The sequence below is a fragment of the Demequina maris genome (assembly GCF_000971155.1).
Classification (GTDB): domain Bacteria; phylum Actinomycetota; class Actinomycetes; order Actinomycetales; family Demequinaceae; genus Demequina; species Demequina maris.
In genome coordinates this window covers 1-20600 of record NZ_BBLX01000003.1, presented here as the reverse complement: position 1 = coordinate 20600, position 20600 = coordinate 1, and the positions used below count along the sequence as shown (strand labels likewise).

21 protein-coding genes are annotated in these 20600 nt (G+C 72.1%); 15 read left to right on the top strand and 6 right to left on the bottom strand.

What is annotated here, in order from left to right:
• Window positions 1-5 precede the first annotated feature (5 nt).
• Window positions 6-890, top strand: a complete 885-nt coding sequence (locus tag AOM02_RS04085; protein ID WP_062296953.1) for a hypothetical protein — start codon at window positions 6-8, stop codon at window positions 888-890.
• 189 nt (window positions 891-1079) lie between these two features.
• A complete protein-coding gene (locus AOM02_RS04080) occupies window positions 1080-2393 on the top strand; it encodes an HNH endonuclease (RefSeq protein ID WP_062296952.1) in 1314 nt (437 codons plus the stop codon).
• A 20-nt stretch (window positions 2394-2413) separates the two neighbouring features.
• Here AOM02_RS04080 and AOM02_RS04075 read toward each other — a convergent pair whose 3' ends face one another.
• The 3 genes from AOM02_RS04075 to AOM02_RS04070 all read right to left on the bottom strand — a co-directional run bounded on the left by AOM02_RS04075 (window position 2414) and on the right by AOM02_RS04070 (window position 4726).
• Window positions 2414-3403: a zinc-binding alcohol dehydrogenase family protein gene (locus AOM02_RS04075; protein ID WP_062296951.1), complete on the bottom strand. Its 990-nt coding sequence runs from the start codon at window positions 3401-3403 to the stop codon at window positions 2414-2416.
• 43 nt (window positions 3404-3446) lie between these two features.
• Window positions 3447-3593, bottom strand: coding sequence for a hypothetical protein (locus AOM02_RS14225; protein ID WP_156156075.1), 147 nt, complete (start codon window positions 3591-3593; stop codon window positions 3447-3449).
• Window positions 3594-3682: 89 nt separating this feature from the next.
• Window positions 3683-4726: an NAD-dependent epimerase/dehydratase family protein gene (locus AOM02_RS04070; protein ID WP_062296950.1), complete on the bottom strand. Its 1044-nt coding sequence runs from the start codon at window positions 4724-4726 to the stop codon at window positions 3683-3685.
• Window positions 4727-4852: 126 nt separating this feature from the next.
• Between AOM02_RS04070 and AOM02_RS04065 the strand changes: the two genes are divergently transcribed.
• Window positions 4853-5560, top strand: a complete 708-nt coding sequence (locus AOM02_RS04065; RefSeq protein WP_156156074.1) for an HhH-GDP family DNA glycosylase — start codon at window positions 4853-4855, stop codon at window positions 5558-5560.
• Between the two features lie 13 nt (window positions 5561-5573).
• Here AOM02_RS04065 and AOM02_RS04060 read toward each other — a convergent pair whose 3' ends face one another.
• Together AOM02_RS04060 and AOM02_RS04055 are read right to left on the bottom strand one after the other, a co-directional pair.
• A complete protein-coding gene (locus tag AOM02_RS04060; RefSeq protein WP_062296948.1) occupies window positions 5574-6074 on the bottom strand; it encodes a GNAT family N-acetyltransferase in 501 nt (166 codons plus the stop codon).
• A gap of 38 nt (window positions 6075-6112) precedes the next feature.
• Window positions 6113-7102 carry a quinone oxidoreductase family protein gene (locus AOM02_RS04055; protein ID WP_082104866.1) on the bottom strand — a complete coding sequence of 330 codons (990 nt, stop codon included), beginning with the start codon at window positions 7100-7102 and terminating at the stop codon, window positions 6113-6115.
• A 43-nt stretch (window positions 7103-7145) separates the two neighbouring features.
• On the opposite strand from AOM02_RS04055, the gene argC reads away from it, so the two are divergent.
• The 9 genes from argC to AOM02_RS04010 all read left to right on the top strand — a co-directional run bounded on the left by argC (window position 7146) and on the right by AOM02_RS04010 (window position 17517).
• A complete protein-coding gene (gene argC / locus AOM02_RS04050; protein WP_228373767.1) occupies window positions 7146-8195 on the top strand; it encodes an N-acetyl-gamma-glutamyl-phosphate reductase in 1050 nt (349 codons plus the stop codon).
• Window positions 8192-9367: a bifunctional glutamate N-acetyltransferase/amino-acid acetyltransferase ArgJ gene (argJ, locus tag AOM02_RS04045; protein ID WP_062296945.1), complete on the top strand. Its 1176-nt coding sequence runs from the start codon at window positions 8192-8194 to the stop codon at window positions 9365-9367. The genes argC and argJ overlap by 4 nt, the downstream gene beginning before the upstream one ends.
• Window positions 9364-10263 carry an acetylglutamate kinase gene (argB, locus tag AOM02_RS04040; RefSeq protein WP_062296943.1) on the top strand — a complete coding sequence of 300 codons (900 nt, stop codon included), beginning with the start codon at window positions 9364-9366 and terminating at the stop codon, window positions 10261-10263. The genes argJ and argB overlap by 4 nt, the downstream gene beginning before the upstream one ends.
• Window positions 10260-11501, top strand: coding sequence for an acetylornithine transaminase (locus AOM02_RS04035; protein ID WP_062296941.1), 1242 nt, complete (start codon window positions 10260-10262; stop codon window positions 11499-11501). Before argB ends, AOM02_RS04035 begins: the two co-directional genes overlap by 4 nt.
• Window positions 11498-12439, top strand: a complete 942-nt coding sequence (gene argF / locus AOM02_RS04030) for an ornithine carbamoyltransferase (RefSeq protein WP_062296939.1) — start codon at window positions 11498-11500, stop codon at window positions 12437-12439. Before AOM02_RS04035 ends, argF begins: the two co-directional genes overlap by 4 nt.
• The gene (argR, locus tag AOM02_RS04025) at window positions 12436-12921 is read left to right on the top strand and encodes an arginine repressor (RefSeq protein ID WP_228373115.1); all 486 of its coding nucleotides are present in this window, start codon (window positions 12436-12438) and stop codon (window positions 12919-12921) included. The genes argF and argR overlap by 4 nt, the downstream gene beginning before the upstream one ends.
• 27 nt (window positions 12922-12948) lie before the next feature.
• Window positions 12949-14148 carry an argininosuccinate synthase gene (locus tag AOM02_RS04020; protein ID WP_062296937.1) on the top strand — a complete coding sequence of 400 codons (1200 nt, stop codon included), beginning with the start codon at window positions 12949-12951 and terminating at the stop codon, window positions 14146-14148.
• 74 nt (window positions 14149-14222) lie between these two features.
• Window positions 14223-15641: an argininosuccinate lyase gene (gene argH / locus AOM02_RS04015; RefSeq protein WP_062296935.1), complete on the top strand. Its 1419-nt coding sequence runs from the start codon at window positions 14223-14225 to the stop codon at window positions 15639-15641.
• Window positions 15642-15759: 118 nt separating this feature from the next.
• Window positions 15760-17517, top strand: coding sequence for a C40 family peptidase (locus AOM02_RS04010; RefSeq protein WP_062296934.1), 1758 nt, complete (start codon window positions 15760-15762; stop codon window positions 17515-17517).
• A gap of 4 nt (window positions 17518-17521) precedes the next feature.
• Here the strand turns inward: AOM02_RS04010 and AOM02_RS04005 are convergent, their stop codons facing one another.
• Window positions 17522-17992, bottom strand: coding sequence for a YbaK/EbsC family protein (locus AOM02_RS04005; protein WP_062296932.1), 471 nt, complete (start codon window positions 17990-17992; stop codon window positions 17522-17524).
• Between the two features lie 70 nt (window positions 17993-18062).
• On the opposite strand from AOM02_RS04005, the gene AOM02_RS04000 reads away from it, so the two are divergent.
• The 3 genes from AOM02_RS04000 (at window position 18063) to tyrS (ending at window position 20290) form a co-directional block, all read left to right on the top strand.
• On the top strand, window positions 18063-18353 hold the full coding sequence (locus tag AOM02_RS04000) for a putative quinol monooxygenase (RefSeq protein ID WP_062296930.1): 291 nt from the start codon (window positions 18063-18065) through the stop codon (window positions 18351-18353).
• The gene (locus AOM02_RS03995; protein WP_228373766.1) at window positions 18350-18961 is read left to right on the top strand and encodes a uridine kinase family protein; all 612 of its coding nucleotides are present in this window, start codon (window positions 18350-18352) and stop codon (window positions 18959-18961) included. The genes AOM02_RS04000 and AOM02_RS03995 overlap by 4 nt, the downstream gene beginning before the upstream one ends.
• Window positions 18962-19024: 63 nt before the next feature.
• Window positions 19025-20290: a tyrosine--tRNA ligase gene (tyrS, locus tag AOM02_RS03990; protein ID WP_062296928.1), complete on the top strand. Its 1266-nt coding sequence runs from the start codon at window positions 19025-19027 to the stop codon at window positions 20288-20290.
• Window positions 20291-20600 lie beyond the last annotated feature (310 nt).

Below are 20600 nucleotides of genomic sequence, written 5' to 3'. Positions count from 1 at the left end.
ACTTCATGAGGGTGCTCCGGGGTGCGCCGGCCGCTGAGGCGGGCCAGTGGTTGCAGGGCCGCGCGGGTGCGTGGGCGACGGTGGGCGGCGTGGTCGGGCTCGGGTTCGAGGCGTACGCGCGCATCCTCCACCCGGTGCCCGCGCGCCGGCTCTCGTGGGACGACCCCGGCACCGGCATGGTGCCGCGCGTGGTCGAGCAGCGCGAGTGGTCGTGGGCCGAGGTGGCCGATGCGGTCGGCGGGGTCATGCATCCGCTGGTGCAGTGGCGCCGGCTCGCGGACGAGAACGGGTTCGTGATGCTCGATGACGGCTGGGAGGTCGGCCAGACGCGCGACGGCTGGCTCGACCCGCGTCTGTGGGCGGCGCTCGTGCCGCACGTGCTGCGTGCCGGGTCGTCCGAGGTGACGCTCGGGATCTGGACGGGCTGGGGCGAGCTGCACCCCGGCGGGCGGCACGTGGTCGTCGCGACCCGCGGGGACGATGCGGCGGCGGGGTCCGTTCCCGACCTCCCGCGGCTCTCCCCGGACGTGGTGGACGCGATCGCGCGCGGCGACGTCGCCGACGTCCCCGGCTTCGAGGGGACCGGGCGCGAGTACCTGATGCTGGAGGGCGGGCTCGCCGAGCTGGCGGACCCCGACTGGGGGTTCGCGGCGGGCATCGGCTGGTGGGGATCGTTCCGCGAGCCCGGACCCCAGTTCGTGTGGCCGGCGGCTCACGCGTGGGCCGTCGCGACCGAGATCGACCTCGACTCGACCCTGGTCGCGGGGTCGCGTGCGCTGGTGGACGAGGTGCTCGCGGATGCGACGTTCGAGGCGTTCGAGGTGGGTCCGTCCGATCCCGTCGGCATCGACGGCGACTCCGTGAACCGGTCCCGGCCCGGGGTGGGCTGAGCGTTCGCCGTGGGGCGCGGTTCGGCGCGCTGCTCGGTGTGGTGCGCTGGCGACCACTGCGCATCCTGCCTGGTGCGCAAAGGCGAGGGCCGATGTCCCCAGCCCTCCGCTGGTGTGAGGTTATCCTCCCTGGTATTCCTGTGGATTCGGGGTGGGGTGGTTGTCAGACCCTCGTGGTCGACTGGTGTCATGACGTTCTCCACGGCTCGTCTCACCACCGCGTTGGCGGCGTTGCGCCATTTCGACGGTGTGGATGTCGATGCGCTGGCCGAGCGCGAGTTCGCCCTGTTCCAGGAGTGTGTGGCGTCGGTGTACCGCCATGCGGGGGTGGCGGCGGCGGACGCGGCGGCCGCGACGCATCGTCGATCCGCGCGTCAGCGCGGTGCGAACGGCTGGGCGCGCCGTCATGGGCATGCGAACGCTCGCGGCAAGGTCGCCGAGGATCTCGGGATCGGCGAGGGTGAGGCGCAGAGGCTCATCGACGCGGGCGATGCCGAGAAGAAGGTGAAGTACCCGCTGATCGCGGCGGCGTACGCGGAGGGTCGCATCGGCGCGGGCGCGGTCGCGTTGCTCACCGAGACGTTGGATGCGCTGGCCGAGGTCGCGGCACTTCCCGAGGGCCTCGAGGGGAGGTTCGTCGCGAAGGCCGAGCGGCTGTCGCTGCGGGACCTGCGACGGGCCTGCGAGCAGCTGCGTGCCCGGCTGGATCGGGAGGCGCTGGCGGCGAAGGAGCGGCGCCACCGGGAGCAGCGCTCCCTGGCGATCTCGCACGATGCCGACGGGATGACCAGGCTGTCCGCGCGGCTCGATGCCGCCTCGGCCGCGCCGATCGTCGCGTGGCTCGACGCGCAGCTCAAGGACGGCTTCCAGCGCCGCAAGGACGATCCTGTGCTCGCCCAGGCGGACCAGCGCACCGCACCCCAGATGCGCGTCGATGCGCTGGTGATGCTCGCCCAGCATGGCCTCGGGTGCCATGCGCCGGGCTCGGGCGTGCGCACCGAGGTGATCGTGCGCGTGGACAAGCGTGATCTTGAGGACGACCTCGCCCAGGGCTCGTGCGACTCGCTGCCCGGCCCGATCTCGATGGGCACGCTGCGCCTGATGGCAGTCGACGCCCGGATCTTGCCGGTGGTGATGGGTGGTGACTCGGTGCCGTTGGACTGGGGTCGCGCCCGGCGCCTGTACACCGCGGACCAGCGCAAGGCCCTCATGGAGCGTGACGGCGGTTGCGCGTGGTGCCTGGCACCGCCCACCTGGTGCATCGTCCACCACTCCCGGTACTGGCGTGACGGGGGACGCACGGACCTGTGCGACGGGGTGCCGTTGTGCACGGGCTGCCACGTGCGCCTCCACACGACCGAGTGGGAGCTCGAGATGCGCGACGGCAGACCATGGTTCATCCCGCCGGCCTCCGTCGACCCCCACCGCACCGCGATCCAAGGCGGCATCGCCCGCCTCGACGTCCACACGAGCGACCACGACGACGAACGGGACGCCGCATGACCAGGGGAGGGCTCCGTCCGCTACCGGTGCACCACGACCTTGCCGATCATCGACGAGGACTCGACGCGTCGATGTGCCTCGCGGAGGTTGGCGGCGGTGAAACCTTGGAGGAGCTCGTTCGCCGTGGTGCGGATCAGCCCGCGCTCGGCGAGGTGCGCGACCTCTGTGAGGTACTCGCCCTGGCGGCCCACGTCGGCGGCGCCGTGGAGTGCCCGCGCGAACATGTACTCCAGGTGCAGCGACATCGACTTGGCCTTGAGCGGCGCGACGTCCTCGAAGCCGCCGTCGATCGCGACCACCTGGGAGAAGGGCTTGCCCACGGCCGCATAGGTCGCGATGTTCCCGCGGGTGAACGACGAGAAGACGTGGTCGACGCCGTCGGGCGCGGCCGCTCGCACGGACTCCTCGAGGGTGCGGTGGTCGACGATCGCGTCGGCGCCCATCGCCGTCGCCCACTCCGCCGAGGCCTCGCGGCCGGCGGTCGCGAGGACGCGCAGCCCGGTCGTCGCCTTGCCGAGCTGGATCGCGGCCGACCCGACCCCGCCCGCGCCGCCGACCATGAGCAGCGTGCCCGTCGACCCCTCGCCGAGGTGGAGGTGGTCGCGGAAGGCCTCGAGCGCGGTGAGCGCCGTCAGCGGAAGCGCCGCGGCGTCCGCGAAGGACCAGGTGGACGGCATCGGGGCGACGATGCGATGGTCGACGGTCTGGTACTCGGCGTTCGATCCGGCACGGGCGATGTCGCCGGCCCACCACACGTGGTCGCCCGTGGCGAAGCCGGTCACCTCGCCGCCGACCGCCTCCACGACGCCCGCGCCGTCGTAGCCGAGGACGCGGGGCGAGTCGGGCGTCGAGCGCGAGACCCGCACCTTCACGTCGACCGGGTTGACGGACACGGCCTCGACGCGGATCAGCAGGTCGAGGGGCCCATGGTCGGGCATCGGGAGCTCGACGTCGACGAGCGCCTCGTGGCTCTCGATGGGGAGCCCGGCGAAGGCGGCGATGGCGTGCATGGCGGTCCCTTCTCGCCCTTCGACATTACGCCCGCGCGGCCCCTCAGCCCCCTCCGACGATCGAGGTCACGATCCCCACCAGCGCGAAGGCCGCCCCCGCGATCGCGAACGCGCGCGTGGGTGCGTGGCGCACGTTGAGGAGGTAGCTCGCGACCGCGAGCAGCAGCGCGACCCACGCGAGGGTCGGCACCGTGAGCCCGACGATCCCGAGCGCCGTCGAGGCGATCGCGAGCGGGAACGCGACCTCGGGGTCGCGTCCCTTCCGCGGGGGCTGCTCGCTCAGGGACCCACCTCGTCGCGGACCCGGTCGAGGGCGTCCCGGTAGATGCGCGCCACCGCGTCGAGCATGGCGTTCGCGGCCTCGTTCACCTGCTGTCGGGCCGGGTCGGCCTCGAACCACGCGATCGCGGCGGCCACCCCCTGCTCGAACGGCACGCGCGCCTCCCAGCCGGGGACCAGCCGCTTGATCGTGGAGGTGTCGTACACCGCCGGATGCATCTTGTCGCCGTAGATGCCGCCCGCCTCCGACGGCCGCGCCGCCACCAGCGCGTCCGAGGGGACGCACACCGCCTGCGCGGCGAACTGCTCGTCCGTGAGTCCCGCCGCCCGCGCGATCGCCGCGTGGATCCCGCGCCAGGTGAGCGCCTCGTCCGAGGTGATGTGGACCGCCTCGCCGAGCGCCGCCGGGTTGGAGAGAAGACCGAGCATCCCGGCGGCCACGTCGGACGCATGCGTGAGGGTCCAGAGGGAGGTGCCGTCGCCCGGGAGCACGATGTCGGCGCCCCGGCGCATGCGGTCCACGAGCGTCCACGGGTGCGAGCTGTTGCCCGTGTAGCCCGGGATCTTCGAGTCGCCGTACGTGTGCGCCGGCCGCACGATCGTCCAGGGGATCCCGCTGCCCCGGAGCGCGCGCTCGCACTCCGCCTTGAGCCGGGCGTACTCCCAGTACAGGTTCTCCTGCGGGGTGTCCTCGGTGAGGGGGTGGAGCCGGTCGAACGTCTGGTACGCCGCCGAGGTCGCCACCAGCACGTACTGGTCGGTCAGCGGGGCGAACGTCTCGACGTCCGCCGCGACGTGCTCGGGCGTGAAGGCGATGAACTGGACCACCGAGTCGAAGCGCTCCCCGCGGAGCCGCATGCCGTGCAGCGCCTCCCGCAGGGACGAGGCGTCGGTGGCGTCGGCGTGGATCGTGGACGTGCCCGGGGGAGCGGCGAGCGCCGAGCGCCCGCGGGTGACGAGCGTGAGATCGTGGCCTGCGGCGGCCGCCTGGGCCGCCAGTTCGGACGAGATCAGGCCCGTACCTCCGATGATGAGGATGCGCATGCCCCGAGCCTAGGACGCGACGCCTCGGAAGCCATCCGGGACGCCGGGAAGACCCCTCCGAAAGTCGTGCGATATGTCCCTTTTGCATGGGTGCCGGTCGCGGTTCGGGGGGAGTACCGTGAATCCATGGTCGAGGACCTGGTGCCGAATCTGAGGGCGGCGCTTGGGAGGATCCTCCCGGCCGGCTGGAGGGACGCCGCGCCGTGGGGTTATCCCGCTCAGAGCGAGCTTGCCCTCATCACTGGCGTGTTCGCGTCGCAGCTGCCCGATCAGGCTGTCGCCGACATCGCCGACACCGTGATGCGCCGCCGCCCCGGCAGCAGCCTCGACAACCTCGTCGACCTCGCGGCCATCGACCCGGTCGACCTGCGCACCATCCTGGGCGAGCGCTGGGGCGACTCCACCGTGCTCGGCGTGCCCCGCCGGCGCGCCGACGTCATCCACGAGGCCGCCCGGCTCCTCACCCACTCGGGCGTGCGGTCGGCCTTCGACATGCAGGACGCGATCCGCACCCGCACCGACGAGGTCGCGAAGCTGCTGCTGTCGATCCGCGGGCTCGGCCCCGGCACCTGGGCGTCCATCGCCTTCATGGTGCACGCGCCCATCCCGCCCAACGACGACGTCCTCGCCCTCGTGAAGGACTCCCTGCGCGAGGCGCCGGACGCCTCCGAGGAGTACGTCGAGGCCGTCGAGGCCCTCGACCGCTCCGCCGTCGGCGACCTCATCCGCCGCACGGCGCACCGCCTCGCCTCCGACGAGCGCGTTCTCAGCTACGGCCTCCACCGCGTCGCCGACGAGCGCACCCGCAACGCGGGGATGTTCATCGCGAAGTAGCGGCAGCGGCTCGTTAGTAGACCGCGCGCGCCAGCAGCGCGACCAGCACCGCGCCACCGCGCGTGCGCTGCTCCGCGATCCGCTGGAAGCCCAGGTGCTCGTGGAACGTCACCGAGCCCGGGTTGGGCGGGTCGAGCTGCACCTCCGTGGTCACCTCGCTGACGCCGCGCTCGCGCGCCCGCTCGAACACCGACTCGTAGAGCGCGCGGCCCACGCCCGTGCCCTTCGCCGACGGCGCCACCACGATGCGGTCGATGTACTGGTGACGCACCCCGCGGTCCTCGAACCAGCGGTAGTTCTCCGACTCGTAGGGCTGGCCCATCCCCAGGCTCAGCAGGAACGCGATGACCTCGCGGTCCCTGTTGGTCGCGACCAGCGCGACGTCGCTCATCGTGTGCAGCGACGTGACCTCGTGCTCCTCCAGCAGGTTGACCGCGGGAGAGGCGCCCGCGTTGAGCGCCGTGACCGCCGGGATGTCGGCGGCGCGCATGACGCGCAGTCGGAGGTTCTGCATGGCCACATTGTGCCTGGTTGATGTGTCGGGAATGTGAACTACGGATGCAGCAGCAGCTTGCCCGACGTCCGGCGCGACTCGAGCGCACGATGCGCCTCGGCCGCCTCCTCGAGCGCGTACCCGTGGTCGATGCGCACGCTGAGATCGCCCAGCAGGATCCCGTGGAAGATGTCGCTCGCGCGCCACTCGCGCTCCTCGGCCTCCGCCGTGAAGTCGCCGAGCGTCGGCCGGCTCAGCACCACCGAGCCCGCCGAGTTGAGGCGCTGCGGGTCCACCGGGTCGACCGGTCCCGAGGCCGCCCCGAACAGCACGAGCGATCCGCGCCGGCGCACCGACGCGAGCGAGCCGTCGAACGTCGTGCGGCCCACGCCGTCGTACACGGCGGCCACGCCCTCCGGGACGATGCTGCGGACGGCCGTCGGGAGGTCGTGCGCGAGGTCCTCCATGAGGTCGTAGCGCAGCACGTGGGAGGCACCGGCCTGCGAGGCGATCCGCTCCTTGTCCTCGGAGCCGACCGTGCCGATCACCGTCGCGCCGCGCGCCACCGCGAGCTGCGTGAGCAGCAGCCCCACGCCGCCCGCCGCCGCGTGCACGAGCACCGTGTCGCCCGGCATCACCGGGTAGGACGAGGTCGCGAGGTAGTGCGCCGTGAGCCCCTGCAGCATCGCCGCCGCGGCCATGTCGAGCTCGACGTCCTCGGGGACCCGGTAGAGGTCGGTCACGGGGACGCGCAGGTACTCGGCGTACGAGCCCTGCGTGAAGGCCCACGCGACGCCCTCGCCCTCGACGAAGTCCTCGACGCCCTCGCCCACCTCGACGATCTGGCCGGCGCCCTCCTTGCCGGGGATGAACGGCAGCTCCATGGGGTAGAGGCCCGAGCGCTGGTACGTGTCGACGAAGTTCACCCCGGCCGCCTCGACCCGCACCACGACGTGCCCGGGCGTGGCGACGGGACGCTCGAGCTCGACCAGCTCGAGCACCTCCGGACCACCGGGCCGCGTCACCTGGATCGCTCTCACATCACGCATGGTACGTCGTGCTACACACCTCCATGCATAGGGATGTATGGTTATGCATATGAGCATCCGTGTCGCCGTCTCAGGCGCCTCCGGCTACGTCGGCGGCGAGGTCCTGCGCGTGTTCTCCGCTCATCCCGACGTGGAGTTCGGCGCCCTCACCGCGCACTCGAGCGCGGGTGACGCGCTCGGCGCGCACCAGCCCCATCTGCGGCAACTGGCGGACCGCACGATCGTCGACACCACCCCCGAGAACCTCGCGGGTCACGACGTCGTCGTCCTCGCGCTCCCGCACGGCGCCTCCGCCGAGATCGCCGCGCAGCTGCCGCCCGAGACGCTCGTCATCGACTGCGGTGCCGACCACCGCCTCCAGAGCGCAGAGGCGTGGGCCGAGTACTACGGCGGCGACCACGCCGGCACCTGGCCCTACGGCATGCCCGAGCTCATCACCCCGACGGGCCACCAGCGCGACGTGCTGCCCGGCACCACGCGCATCGCGGTCCCCGGCTGCAACGTCACCGCGGTGACCCTGGGCCTCCAGCCCGGCGTCGCGGCCGGCGTCGTCGACCCGACGGACGTCGTCGCGGTCCTCGCGAACGGCTACTCGGGCGCCGGCAAGAAGCTCGCGGTCCCGTATCTGGCATCCGAGGCGCTCGGCAGCGCGCAGCCCTACGCGGTCGGCGGCTCGCACCGCCACATCCCCGAGATCATCCAGAACCTGACCTCCGCGGGAGCGGCCGACGTCCGCCTCAGCTTCACGCCCACCCTCGTCCCGATGTCCCGCGGCATCCTCGCGACCGTGACCGCGCCGCTCGCGACGGGGGTGAACGTCGAGGCGGTGCGCGCCGCCTGGGAGGACGCCTACGCCGACGAGCCCTTCGTCCACCTGCTGCCCGAGGGGCAGTGGCCCACCACCGCCGCGACGCTGGGCGCCAACACCTGCCTGGTGCAGGTCGCAGTCGACGGCAAGGCCGGCCGCGTGGTCGTCGTCTCCGCGATCGACAACCTCGTCAAGGGCACCGCGGGCGCGGCGCTGCAGTCCATGAACGTCGCGCTCGGCCTGCCCGAGACCACCGGCCTCACCACGATCGGAGTGGCACCGTGAGCGTCACCGCAGCCCAGGGATTCATCGCCTCCGGCGTCGTCGCCGGCCTCAAGAGCACCGGCGCGCGGGACGTCGCGCTCGTCGTCAACGAGGGCCCGTCGAAGGTCGCGGCCGGGGTGCTCACCTCGAACCGCGTGGTCGCGGCGCCCGTCACCTGGACCCGTCAGGTCCTCGCCGACGGCCGCGTCGACGCCGTCGTCCTCAACTCGGGAGGCGCGAACGCCGCCACCGGGCCCGACGGCTTCCTCGACACCCACCGCACGGCCGAGCACGTCGCATCGTCCCTGCAGGCCGGCGGCCGCGACATCGGCCCGGGCGACGTCGCCGTGTGCTCGACGGGCCTCATCGGCGTCCGCCTCCCGATGGGAAGGCTGCTGTCCGGGGTGGACGATGCGGTGGTGGCCCTCGCGGCCGACGGCGGCGCCGACGCCGCGCTCGCCATCATGACCACCGACACCGTGCCCAAGGAGGCCGTGGCCGAGGTCGACGGCTGGACGGTCGGCGGCATGGCCAAGGGCGCGGGCATGCTCGCGCCGGGGCTCGCCACGATGCTGTGCGTCATCACCACCGACGCCGCGATCGACGCCGCGACCGCGGACGCCGCCCTCAAGGAGGCCGTCCGCACCACCTTCAACCGCGTCGACTCCGACGGCTGCATGTCCACCAACGACACCGTCCTGCTGCTCGCGAGCGGCGCCTCGGGCATCGTCCCCGAGCCGGACGCCTTCGCGCAGGCGCTCACCGACGTCTGCGCGAGCCTCGCGCGCGGCCTCGTCGCGGACGCCGAGGGCGCCAGCCACGACATCGCCGTGAGCGTCGTCAACGCCACCACCGAGGACGCCGCCGAGGCCGTGGCCCGCGCCATCACGCGCTCGAACCTCTTCAAGGCCGCGATCTTCGGCAACGACCCCAACTGGGGCCGCATCATCTCCGCCGCCGGCACGGTCCCCGAGGAGGTCGCGCCCTTCGACGCGACCGCGCTCGACGTCACCGTCAACGGGGTCCAGGTGTGCCGCGCGTCCGGCGTGGGCGACCCCCGCGAGGGCGTCGACCTGACCGGCCGCGAGGTGCTCGTCACCGTCGACCTCCACGCCGGCGACGCCGAGGCGACCGTCTGGACCAACGACCTCACCCACGACTACGTCCACGAGAACAGCGCGTACTCCTCATGAACCTTGACCTCACGCCCCAGCAGAAGGTGAGCGTCCTCATCGACGCCATGCCGTGGATCGAGACGTTCCGCGGCGCCACGATCGTCATCAAGTACGGCGGCAACGCCATGATCGACGACACCCTCAAGCGCTCCTTCGCGCAGGACATCGTCCATCTGCGGCTGCTCGGCCTGCACCCGGTGGTGGTGCACGGCGGCGGCCCGCAGATCTCCGGCATGCTCTCGAAGCTCGGCATCGAGTCCGAGTTCCGCGGCGGCCTGCGCGTCACCACGCCCGAGGCCATGGACGTGGTCCGCATGGTCCTCACGGGCCAGGTGTCGCGCGAGCTCGTGGGCCTCATCAACGACCACGGCCCCTACGCGGTCGGCCTGTCGGGCGAGGACGCGGGCATGCTCCAGGCCAAGCGCCGCCACGCCGTGGTCGACGGCGAGCCGGTCGACGTGGGCCTCGTCGGCGACGTCGTCAAGGTGAACCCCGGCGCGATCGTCGACATCATCGAGGCCGGCCGCATCCCCGTGGTCAGCACCGTCGCCCCCGACGTCGACGACCCCACCACGGTCCTCAACGTCAACGCCGACACCGCCGCCGCGGCCGTCGCCGTGGCGCTGCGCGCCCGCAAGCTCATCGTCCTCACCGACGTCGAGGGGCTCTACGGCGACTGGCCCGACAAGGACTCGCTGATCTCCGAGATCAACGCGAGCCACCTCGAGGAGATGCTGCCCTCGCTCGAGTCCGGCATGCGTCCGAAGATGGAGGCATGCCTGCGCGCCGTCCGCGGCGGCGTCCCCCAGGCCCACGTCATCGACGGGCGTGAGGCGCACTCGATCCTGGCCGAGGTCTTCACGTCCGCCGGCTTCGGCACGATGGTGCTCCAGGACAAGGAGGTCTGGGTATGAACGGGCACGATGCGGCGCTGACCACCCACGGCGAGGCCGGCCTCGAGCGCGGCCGGGTCGACATCCAGCGCTACGAGCACGCCCTCATGGGCACGTACGGCGAGCCGATGCGCGTCCTCAGCCGCGGCGAGGGGTCGTGGGTGTGGGACGCCGACGGCAACCGCTACCTCGACCTGCTCGGCGGCATCGCCGTCAACGCGCTGGGCCACGCGCACCCGGCGTGGGTCGCCGCGATCACGGCCCAGGCGCAGACCCTCGCCCACGCGTCCAACTTCTTCGCCACCGAGCCGCAGATCCGGCTCGCCGAGCGCCTCATCGAGCTCGCGCAGGCGCCGCACGGCTCCCGCGTGTTCCTGTGCAACTCCGGCACCGAGGCCAACGAGGCCGCCTTCAAGATGGCCCGCAAGACGGGCAAGGGCACGATCATCGCGCTCGAGGGCGGCTTCCACGGCCGGTCGATGGGCGCGCTGTCGATGACCCACAAGGAGGCGCTGCGCGCCCCGTTCGCACCGCTGCTGGAGCGCGTGGTCTTCGTCGCCCCCGAGGTGGGGGCGCTCGAGGCCGCCGTCGCGTCGGTGGGCGAGGACCTCGCCGCGATCATCCTCGAGCCCATCCAGGGCGAGGCCGGCGTGCGCCCCGTCTCGCACGACTTCCTCGCCGCCGCGCGCGAGCTCACGCTGCGCCACGAGGCGCTGCTCATCATGGACGAGGTCCAGACCGGCGTCGCCCGCACGGGCGCGTGGTTCGCGCACCAGCTCACGGGCGTGCACCCCGACGTCATGACCCTCGCGAAGGGCCTCGGCGGGGGCTTCCCGGTCGGCGCGGTCGTCGCGTTCGGCGAGCGCGCGGGCACGATGCTGGCCAAGGGGGAGCACGGCACCACCTTCGGCGGCAACCCGCTCGCCGCCGCGGCGGCCAACGCGACCCTCGACGCGATCGAGGAGCTCGGCCTGCTCGCGAACGCCAAGGCCGTGGGCGAGCACCTGCGCACGTCGCTCGAGGCGCTCGACGGCGTGGTCGAGGTCCGGGGCGAGGGGCTCATGCTCGGCATCGGCCTCGCCGCCCCCGTGAGCGCCGCGGTCGCGCGCGCCGCGGTCGAGGCCGGATTCATCGTCAACCCGCCGTCGCCGGACACCATCCGGCTCGTCCCCGCGCTCACGCTGACGCGGGCCGAGGCGGACCTGTTCATCGCGTGGATGGCCGAGCACGGCACCCGCCTCATCACGGAGAACCCATGACCGACACCGCCGTCCGCCACTTCCTCCGCGACGACGACATCACCGCGGCCGAGCAGCGGGAGATCCTCGAGCTGGCGCTCGCCTTCCGCCAGGACCGCCACCTGCACCAGCCGTTCGCCGGTCCGCAGGGCGTCGCGGTGATCTTCGACAAGCCGTCGACCCGCACCCGCGCCTCGTTCTCGACGGGCATCGCGGAGCTGGGCGGCTACCCGCTGGTCATCGACTCCGCGACCTCGCAGCTGGGCCGCGGCGAGCCGGTCGCGGACACCGCGCGGGTGCTCGAGCGGATGGTCAGCGCGATCGTGTGGCGCACCTTCGGCCAGGAGCTCATCGAGGAGATGGCCGCCTACTCGGGCGTCCCCGTGGTCAACGCGCTCACCGACGCGTTCCACCCCTGCCAGATCCTCGCCGACCTCGCCGCGGTGGCCGATGCGCGCGGCGGCGTGGACGCCCTCGCGGGCCTGTCGCTCGCGTACGTGGGCGACGGCGCCAACAACATGGCCCACTCGTACCTGCTCGGCGGCGCGCTCGCCGGCATGCACGTGCGGGTCGGGGCGCCCGCCGACTACCTGCCCGACGAGCGTATCGTCCTCGACGCGAAGCGCATCGCCGCGGAGCAGGGCGGCTCGATCACCGTCACCACCGAGCATGACGATGCGGTCGCGGGGGCGGACATCATCGCCACCGACACCTGGGTGTCCATGGGCGACGAGGAGCAGTACCAGGAGCGCGCGGGCGTGTTCGGCGGCTACCAGGTGAACGCCCGCACGCTCGTGCTCGCCAACGCCGGCGCCCAGGTGCTGCACTGCCTGCCGGCGTACCGCGGCAAGGAGATCACCGCGGACGTCATCGACGGGCCGCAGTCGATCGTGTGGCTCGAGGCCGAGTACCGCCTGCACGCCCAGAAGGCCCTGCTGACCTGGCTGGTGTCGCGGTGAGCAGCCACGCCGTCCCGCAGACCAAGGCCGCGCGCCAGGCGCTCGTGAGGCACCTCATCGAGACCTCCTCCGTCGAGTCCCAGACGCAGCTCGCGGGCCTCCTCGAGCGCGAGGGCCTGCACGCGACGCAGGCGACCCTGTCGCGCGACCTCGAGGAGATCGGCGCGGTCAAGGTCCGCAACTCCGAGGGCCGCCTCACGTATGCGACCCAGGCGATCCTCGAGTCGATGGAGGACACCGGCGCGCGGCTGAACCGCCTGTGCGCCGAGCTGCTCCACTCGGCGGCCGGCAGCGCCAACCTCACCGTCCTGCGCACCCCCGCCGGGGCCGCGCAGTTCCTCGCGATGGCCATCGACACGCACGAGGATCCCGACGTGCTGGGAACCGTCGCCGGTGATGACACGATTCTCGTCATCGCGGCGGACCCGGTCGGCGGGGAGAGCCTCGCGAGCAAGTTCCTGCACCGCGCCAGCGGTCTGTAGTCCCATCTCAAGGTAAGGAAGAAGAACATGGCAGAGCGCATCGTGCTGGCCTACTCCGGAGGCCTCGACACCTCCGTCGCCATCGGCTGGATCGCGGAGGCGACCGGCGCGGAGGTCATCGCTGTCGCGGTCGACGTCGGCCAGGGCGGCGAGGACCTCGAGGTCATCCGCCAGCGCGCGCTCGACTGCGGTGCGGTGGAGGCCTACGTCGCGGACGCCCGCGACGAGTTCGCCGAGGAGTACTGCATGCCGGCGCTCAAGGCGAACGCGCTCTACCACGACAAGTACCCCCTGGTCTCGGCCCTGTCGCGGCCCGTCATCGTCAAGCACATCGTGAAGGCGGCCCGCCAGTTCGGCGCCTCGACCATGGCGCACGGCTGCACCGGCAAGGGCAACGACCAGGTGCGCTTCGAGGTGGGCATCGTGTCGATGGCCCCCGACCTCAAGTGCATCGCCCCGGTCCGCGACCTCGCGCTCACCCGCGACAAGGCGATCGACTACGCCGAGCGCAACGCGCTGCCCATCGCGACCACCAAGAAGAACCCGTTCTCGATCGACCAGAACGTGTGGGGCCGCGCCGTCGAGACCGGCTTCCTCGAGGACATCTGGAACGCGCCCACCAAGGACATCTACGACTACACGGACGACCCGGCGTTCCCGCCGGTCCCCGACGAGGTCGTCATCACCTTCGAGCAGGGCGTGCCCGTCGCGATCGACGGCCAGGCCGTCACCCCGCTCCAGGCGATCGAGGAGATGAACCGCCGCGCCGGCGCGCAGGGCATCGGCCGCATCGACATCGTCGAGGACCGCCTCGTGGGCATCAAGAGCCGCGAGATCTACGAGGCGCCCGGCGCCATCGCGCTCATCGAGGCGCACAAGGAGATGGAGAACGTCACGCTCGAGCGCGAGCTTGCCCGCTACAAGCGCCGCGTCTCGCACGAGTGGACCGAGCTGGTCTACGACGGCATGTGGAACGCGCCGCTCAAGGGCGCGCTCGACTCGTTCATCGACGAGACCCAGCGTCACGTCAACGGCGAGATCCGTATGGTCATGCACGGCGGCAAGGCCGTCGTCACGGGCCGCCGCTCGGAGACCGGCCTGTACGACTTCAACCTCGCGACCTACGACGAGGGCGACACCTTCGACCAGTCCGCCGCCCGCGGCTTCATCGAGATCTACGGTCTCGCCGCGAAGCAGGCGGCGGCGCGCGAGGCGCGCCTGTCCTAGGGTCGGAGCAGGGCATCGCGGCGGCCGCGCCCGGGGAGGGCGCGGCCGCCGCACCACTATCTAAGGAGCAGGTCATGGCAGGGGAGACCAACGAGGGAGCGCTCTGGGGCGGACGCTTCGAGGGCGGGCCCGACGCGGCGCTCGCGCGGTTGTCGAAGTCGACGCACTTCGACTGGCGCTACGCGGACGACGACCTCCTCGGCTCGATCGCCCACGCGCACGCCCTCGAGCGGGCGGGACTGCTGACGGCCGACGAGTCGCGCGAGATGACCGCGGCCCTGGAGACGATGCGCGTCGACGTCCGCGCCGGCACCCTGGTCCCCTCCGAGTCGGACGAGGACGTCCACGGCGCCCTCGAGCGCCTGCTGATCGACCGCATCGGCCCCGACCTGGGCGGCAAGCTCCGCGCGGGCCGCTCGCGCAACGACCAGATCGCCACCCTGCCGCGCATGTACCTGCGCCGGCACGCGCGCCTCATCGCGTCCGAGCTGCTCGACCTGGTCGACGCGCTGCTCGGGCAGGCCGACCGCCACATCGACGCGCCCATGCCGGGCCGCACGCACTTCCAGCACGCGCAGCCCGTGACCCTGGGCCACGCGCTCATGGCGCACGCGTGGCCGCTGCTGCGCGACGTCGAGCGCCTCACCGACTGGGACGCGCGCGCCGCCTTCTCCCCGTACGGCGCCGGCGCGCTCGCCGGCAGCACGCTCGGGCTGGACCCGGCGGAGGTGGCCACCGAGCTCGGCTTCCTCGGGCCCTGCGAGAACTCGATCGACGCGACCGCGTCGCGCGACGTGGTCGCCGAGTTCGCGTGGGTCGCCGCCATGATCGGCGTGGACCTGTCGCGCATCTCCGAGGAGATCATCGCGTGGGCGACCGTCGAGTTCGGCTTCGTCGCGCTGGACGATGCGTACTCCACCGGGTCGAGCATCATGCCGCAGAAGAAGAACCCTGACATCGCGGAGCTCGCGCGCGGCAAGTCGGGCCGCCTCATCGGCGACCTCACGGGTCTGCTCACGACGCTGAAGGGCCTGCCGCTCGCGTACAACCGCGACATCCAGGAGGTCCACGAGCCGGTCTTCGACGCGGTCGACACGCTCGAGGTGATCCTGCCCGCCTTCACCGGCATGGTCCGCACGCTCGTGTTCCGCACCGAGCGCCTCGCCGCGCTCGCGCCGGCGGGCTTCTCGCTCGCGACCGACATCGCCGAGTGGATGGTCAAGAACGGCACGCCGTTCCGCGAGGCCCACGAGGTCGCGGGCGCGTGCGTGCGCCTGTGCGAGAAGCGCGGCAAGGAGCTCCACGAGCTCACGCCGGAGGAGATGTCCGCGATCCACCCCGAGCTCACGCCCGGCGTGCTCGAGGTCCTCACGGTGCCCGGCTCGCTCGCCGCGCGCGACGGCGTCGGGGGGACCGCGCCGTCGCAGGTGGTCGAGCAGGGCAAGGCGGCGCGTGCGCGCGTGCGCCACTTCCGCCCGTGGACGACCGCCTGAGCGTCACCCCTGATACCCCGGTGATGTGCGCGAGCGGCCTCAACACCCGTGGCCTTCCGGCCGATGTAGGGGCCATGAGCCGTTCGTCCGACGCCTGCGGGGCCCGATGAGGGCCCGCGTGCGCTCGCGCGCGACCGCGGCGCTGCTCGCCGTGCTCGCCGCGGTGGGCGTGGTGACGACCGCATCGTCCGCCTCGGCGGCGCAGCCGGACCTCGTGCTCGGCTCCCGCAGCGCGATCGTCGCCGCCGCGAAGTACGTGGTCGACCAGAAGGTCAACTACGGCCCCAAGATGGGCTTCGGCCACTCGACCGCGGGGCCGGGGCCGACGGCGAGGACCCTGACGGTCGACCCGGACGCCAAGATCAACTGGGCCGACGGCTACATGGACTGCTCGGCGCTCGTGCGCTACGCGTACTCGCGTGCCGGCGTCGACCTCGGCACCGGCGGAACGGCCTCCCAGATCGGCCGCTTCGAGAAGCTCCCGGCGGGGGCCGCGCCGCTGCCCGGCGACGTCGTGTTCTACGGCACGCGGTCGAAGACCACCGGGTCCCGCGAGTACCTCGACCCGTCGACGGGCAAGTGGTGGGACGTCTACCACGTCGCGGTCGTCGACGGCACGGGCATGAAGTACGAGGCCACGACCTTCAACCGCGCGCCCGCCTACTCCGCCGTGAACGAGTCCACGATCCTCGGCTACTTCCGGCTCAAGCCCGAGTACGGCTCGCTCAGCGGCCAGGGCATCCTCGGCGAGGACACCGTCAAGCGCGCGTACCACCTCTACGGCGACTTCGACGGCGACGGCGTCGACGACATCCTGTGGTTCACGGGCCGCACCGGCGCGAAGACCGGCACCGGCTACGGCTGGCGCCTCGCGCTCGGCGGCCAGGCCAACGACTCCTTCGGGCCGTTCCGCCGGGTGCTCAACAGCGCGGTGACACCCGCGACCAAGCATCTGGTCGTCGGCGACTTCGACGGCGACGGCATCGACGACATCCTGTGGTTCACCGGCCGCACCGGCTCGAAGACCGGCACCGGCTACGGCTGGCGGCTCGCCAGCGGTGGCCAGTGGGACGCGGACGGCCAGCCCAAGCTCGGCAACTTCCGGCGCGTGAAGAACAGCGCCCTGACGCCCGCCAAGGCGGAACTCGCGTTCGGCGACTTCGACGGCGACGGCGCGGACGACGTCATGCGGTTCGCCGGGGCCGGTGGCTGGAAGCTCGCGCGCGGCGCTCAGGACACCTCGCAGGGGCCCAAGTCGCTCGCGGACTTCGTCACCGTCAAGGACAGCGAGCTCACGCCGTCGACGGCGGACCTCCTGTTCGGCGACTTCAACGCGGACGGCGCGGACGATGTGCTGTGGCTCACCGGGGTGAAGGGCGCCGGTCAGGGCTGGCAGCTCGCGCTGGGCGCGCCGGCGTCGCTCGACGGCGCGATGACGATGGAGGAGTTCTTCCGCGTGAAGAACAACGCGCTCACGCTCGCGACCGCACAGATCACCGTCGGCGACTTCAACGGCAACGGCGCGGACGACGTCCTGTGGTTCACCGGCGAGGAGGGCACCGCGACCGGCGACGACAACGGCTGGCAGATCGCGCTCGGGCGCCGTGGCAAGAGCGTCGGCGAGCAGGTGTTCTTCGCCTTCCACCGCGCACGGAACCTGGCCCTGACCCCGGACTCGGGCTCGTTCGAGTTCGGCGACTTCAACGGCGGCGGCGCGGACGACGTCCTGTGGTTCACGGGCGCCAAGGGCTGGTCGACCGGCACCAACAACGGCTGGCAGCTCGCCGCCGGCATCGACCGTGCGAAGGTCGGGACCACGATCTTCGACGCGTTCACGCGGGTGAGCACGAGCGCGCGGGTCCCGATCGAGTCCTAGGGGCTCAGGGCTCCTCGACGGAGACCTCGGTCGCGCCCGTGAGGCTCAGCAGGTCCTCGTACGCGATCTCGAACACGGAGTGCGGCGTGCCCGCCGCGGCCCAGAGCTCGCCGTGCTTCTTGAGCTCGACGTCGATGTAGGTGGGCAGCGTGCGCGCGTGGCCCACCGGGGCGACGCCGCCGATCGGCTGACCCGTGGCGCCGCGCACCGTCGCGGCGTCCGCGCGCGAGATCACCGTCGCGCCGATCTGCCGCGCGAGCAGGTCCGTGTCGACGCGGTGCGATCCGCTGGTGAGCACCAGGATCGGCGCGCCGTCGGCGAGGAACACGAGGCTCGACGCGATCGCGCCGACCTCGCAGTCGAGCGCGGCCGCGGCCTCCGCCGCCGTCCGCGTCGAGTCGGTGAGCGTGCGCACCTGCGAGTGCAGGCCGTGCGCGCTGAGCAGGTCCATGATCTTCGCGCTCGTGGGGTGCATCCCTCCACCGTAGACCTGGGAGGTTGTCGGACCCCGGTCGTACCGTGAGGGGGAGCGGAAGGGGAAGCGGATGCACGGGCTCATCGGTCAGCTCCGGACCACGCCGGGGGGTCGCGGCGAGGTGGTCGCCGCGCTCGTGGAGGGCGCACGCGACATGCCAGGCAACCTCGTCTACCTGGTCGCCGAGGATGCGGAGGACCCGACCTCGATCTGGGTGACCGAGGTCTGGGAGACGGAGGCGGCGCATCGTGCCTCGCTCGACCTGCCATCGGTGCGCGCGGCGATCGCACGTGCGCGGCCGCATCTCACCGGGATGGGGACGCGTGTGGTGACGCGGCCCGTCGCTAGCCTGGGCGCGTGAACCCGTCCGTCCCCGCGCTCGTCGCCATGCTCCGGTCCCGCGAGCCCCGGCTGGGGCCGACGCGGCTGGTGCTGATCGACGGCCCGGCGGGCGCGGGCAAGACGACGCTCGCGAACCGCGTCGCGATAGCGCTCGGCGGCATCGCCTCCGCGGGCGCCGGCACGTTCGACCCGCACGCACCTCTGCCCGACGTGCCGATCCTGCATGGCGACGACATGTACGAGGGCTGGACCGGTCTCGCGACGCTCGACCGCGTGCTCGTCGACCAGGTCCTCGCGCCGCTCGCGAGGGGAGAGGACGGAGCGTTCCGGATGTGGGACTGGCACCTGTCGCGGCGCACGCACACGGTCCCGGTGCCGGCCCGGGACTTCCTGGTAGTCGAGGGCGTCGGGGTCGCATCGCGGGCGGCGCGGCCGTACGCCGCCCTCGTGCTGTGGTGCGAGGCGCCCTGGGAGACGCGGCTCGAGCGGGGCGTCGCGCGCGACGGCGAGGCGATGCGGAGCGAGTGGGAGCGTTGGCACCCGCGCGAGGACGCGTACCTCGAGGCCGAGGGCGTCCGCGCGGCCGCCGACGCGGTCATCGACGGCACGGTGCCGCTGCCGGGGTGAAGGGACGCCTGGGCCGTGGGGCCGCCTCGACGGCCGCATCGTCCTGGCACAATGTCACCCATCATGACTGAGCACCTCCTCGACGAGCTCGCCTGGCGCGGGCTGATCTCGCAGACCACCGGTGACGACGAGCTGCGCGCGGCTCTCGACGAGGGACCCATCACCCTGTACTGCGGCTTCGACCCGACGGCGCCGAGCCTCCACATCGGCAACCTCGTGCAGATCCTCACGGTCCGCCGCTTCCAGCTGGCCGGTCACAAGCCGCTCATGCTCGTGGGTGGTGCGACCGGGCTCATCGGCGACCCCAAGATGGCGGGGGAGCGCACGCTCAACCCCGTCGAGGTCGTCCACCAGTGGGTCGAGCGCATCCGCGGCCAGATCGAGCCGTTCATGTCCTTCGAGGGTGACAACGCCGCCCGCATGGTCAACAACTACGAGTGGACCAAGGACATGTCCGCGATCGAGCTGCTGCGCGACGTGGGCAAGTACTTCCGCCTCGGCACGATGATCGCCAAGGACACCGTCGCGCGACGCCTGAACTCGGACGAGGGCATCTCGTACACCGAGTTCAGCTACCAGGTCATGCAGGGCATGGACTACCTCGAGCTCTACCGCCGCTACGGCTGCACGCTGCAGACGGGCGGCTCCGACCAGTGGGGCAACCTCACGTCGGGCACCGAGCTCACGCGCAAGGCCGAGGGCGTCAGCGTCCACGCGCTGTCGACGCCGCTCATCACGAAGGCGGACGGCACCAAGTTCGGCAAGACCGAGTCGGGCACCGTGTGGCTCGACGCGGCGATGACGAGCCCCTACGCCTTCTACCAGTTCTGGCTCAACCAGGCGGATGCGGACGTCATCAGCTACATCAAGGTGTTCACCTTCCTGTCGCGCGAGGAGATCGAGGCGCTCGAGGTCAAGGTCGCCGAGGAGCCCTTCCGCCGCGAGGCGCAGCGCACGCTCGCGTGGGAGGTCACCACGCTCGTGCACGGCGAGGCAGCGGCCCAGGGCGCGGTCGACGCGTCGCAGGCCCTCTTCGGCCGCGGCGAGCTCGGCTCGCTCGACGAGTCCACGCTCGCCGGCTGCGCGCAGGAGCTCGGGGGAGCGGAGGTGCCCGCCGGCACCACGATCGTGGACGCCCTCGTGGCGGCAGGCATCGTCGACTCGAAGTCGGCGGCCCGCCGTTCCGTGCAGGAGGGCGGCGCCTACGTCAACAACGAGCGCGTCGACGACCCGGACCTCGTGCTCGGCGCGGAGCACGCGCTCGCCGGCGGCTGGGTCGTGGTGCGCCGCGGGAAGAAATCCGTGGGAATCGTGAGGCCGGTCGCCTGATCCGGGCGGCCGGTTTCCGGCTGAACCGGCCTCTCAGCAGGCACGACGGCTGCGACACGCCCGGGATGCACGCGATTTGACCGGTGGCACACGGTGCCCGTAATGTTTTCCACGTCGCCGCAAGGAACGCGCCAGGCAGGGACTGAACAAGGACCTGCAGGAGACGCCCCGGCGACAACGATCCGATGGAAGCGGCGGACGTCTCGCACGTCCCGCACCACACGGTAGGATCACTGGCTGGCTCTCGACGATGAAGCCCTGATCACGACTCCGAAGCTCATGCGACGGAATTGACAGGGCGGGTCGAAGA

What these genes read in the sequence shown, in the direction of transcription:
- AOM02_RS04035 (WP_062296941.1), top strand. Translation starts at nt 10,260, where the DNA reads ATGAACGGGCACGATGCGGCGCTGACCACCCACGGCGAGGCCGGCCTC.
- argH (WP_062296935.1), top strand. Translation starts at nt 14,223, where the DNA reads ATGGCAGGGGAGACCAACGAGGGAGCGCTCTGGGGCGGACGCTTCGAG.
- argB (WP_062296943.1), top strand. Translation starts at nt 9,364, where the DNA reads ATGAACCTTGACCTCACGCCCCAGCAGAAGGTGAGCGTCCTCATCGAC.
- tyrS (WP_062296928.1), top strand. Translation starts at nt 19,025, where the DNA reads ATGACTGAGCACCTCCTCGACGAGCTCGCCTGGCGCGGGCTGATCTCG.
- AOM02_RS04055 (WP_082104866.1), bottom strand. Translation starts at nt 7,102, where the DNA reads ATGCGTGATGTGAGAGCGATCCAGGTGACGCGGCCCGGTGGTCCGGAG.
- AOM02_RS04005 (WP_062296932.1), bottom strand. Translation starts at nt 17,992, where the DNA reads ATGCACCCCACGAGCGCGAAGATCATGGACCTGCTCAGCGCGCACGGC.
- AOM02_RS04060 (WP_062296948.1), bottom strand. Translation starts at nt 6,074, where the DNA reads ATGCAGAACCTCCGACTGCGCGTCATGCGCGCCGCCGACATCCCGGCG.
- AOM02_RS04085 (WP_062296953.1), top strand. Translation starts at nt 6, where the DNA reads ATGAGGGTGCTCCGGGGTGCGCCGGCCGCTGAGGCGGGCCAGTGGTTG.
- argF (WP_062296939.1), top strand. Translation starts at nt 11,498, where the DNA reads ATGACCGACACCGCCGTCCGCCACTTCCTCCGCGACGACGACATCACC.
- AOM02_RS04075 (WP_062296951.1), bottom strand. Translation starts at nt 3,403, where the DNA reads ATGCACGCCATCGCCGCCTTCGCCGGGCTCCCCATCGAGAGCCACGAG.
- AOM02_RS04080 (WP_062296952.1), top strand. Translation starts at nt 1,080, where the DNA reads ATGACGTTCTCCACGGCTCGTCTCACCACCGCGTTGGCGGCGTTGCGC.
- AOM02_RS04000 (WP_062296930.1), top strand. Translation starts at nt 18,063, where the DNA reads ATGCACGGGCTCATCGGTCAGCTCCGGACCACGCCGGGGGGTCGCGGC.
- argC (WP_228373767.1), top strand. Translation starts at nt 7,146, where the DNA reads ATGCATATGAGCATCCGTGTCGCCGTCTCAGGCGCCTCCGGCTACGTC.
- AOM02_RS04065 (WP_156156074.1), top strand. Translation starts at nt 4,853, where the DNA reads ATGGTCGAGGACCTGGTGCCGAATCTGAGGGCGGCGCTTGGGAGGATC.
- AOM02_RS04070 (WP_062296950.1), bottom strand. Translation starts at nt 4,726, where the DNA reads ATGCGCATCCTCATCATCGGAGGTACGGGCCTGATCTCGTCCGAACTG.
- AOM02_RS04020 (WP_062296937.1), top strand. Translation starts at nt 12,949, where the DNA reads ATGGCAGAGCGCATCGTGCTGGCCTACTCCGGAGGCCTCGACACCTCC.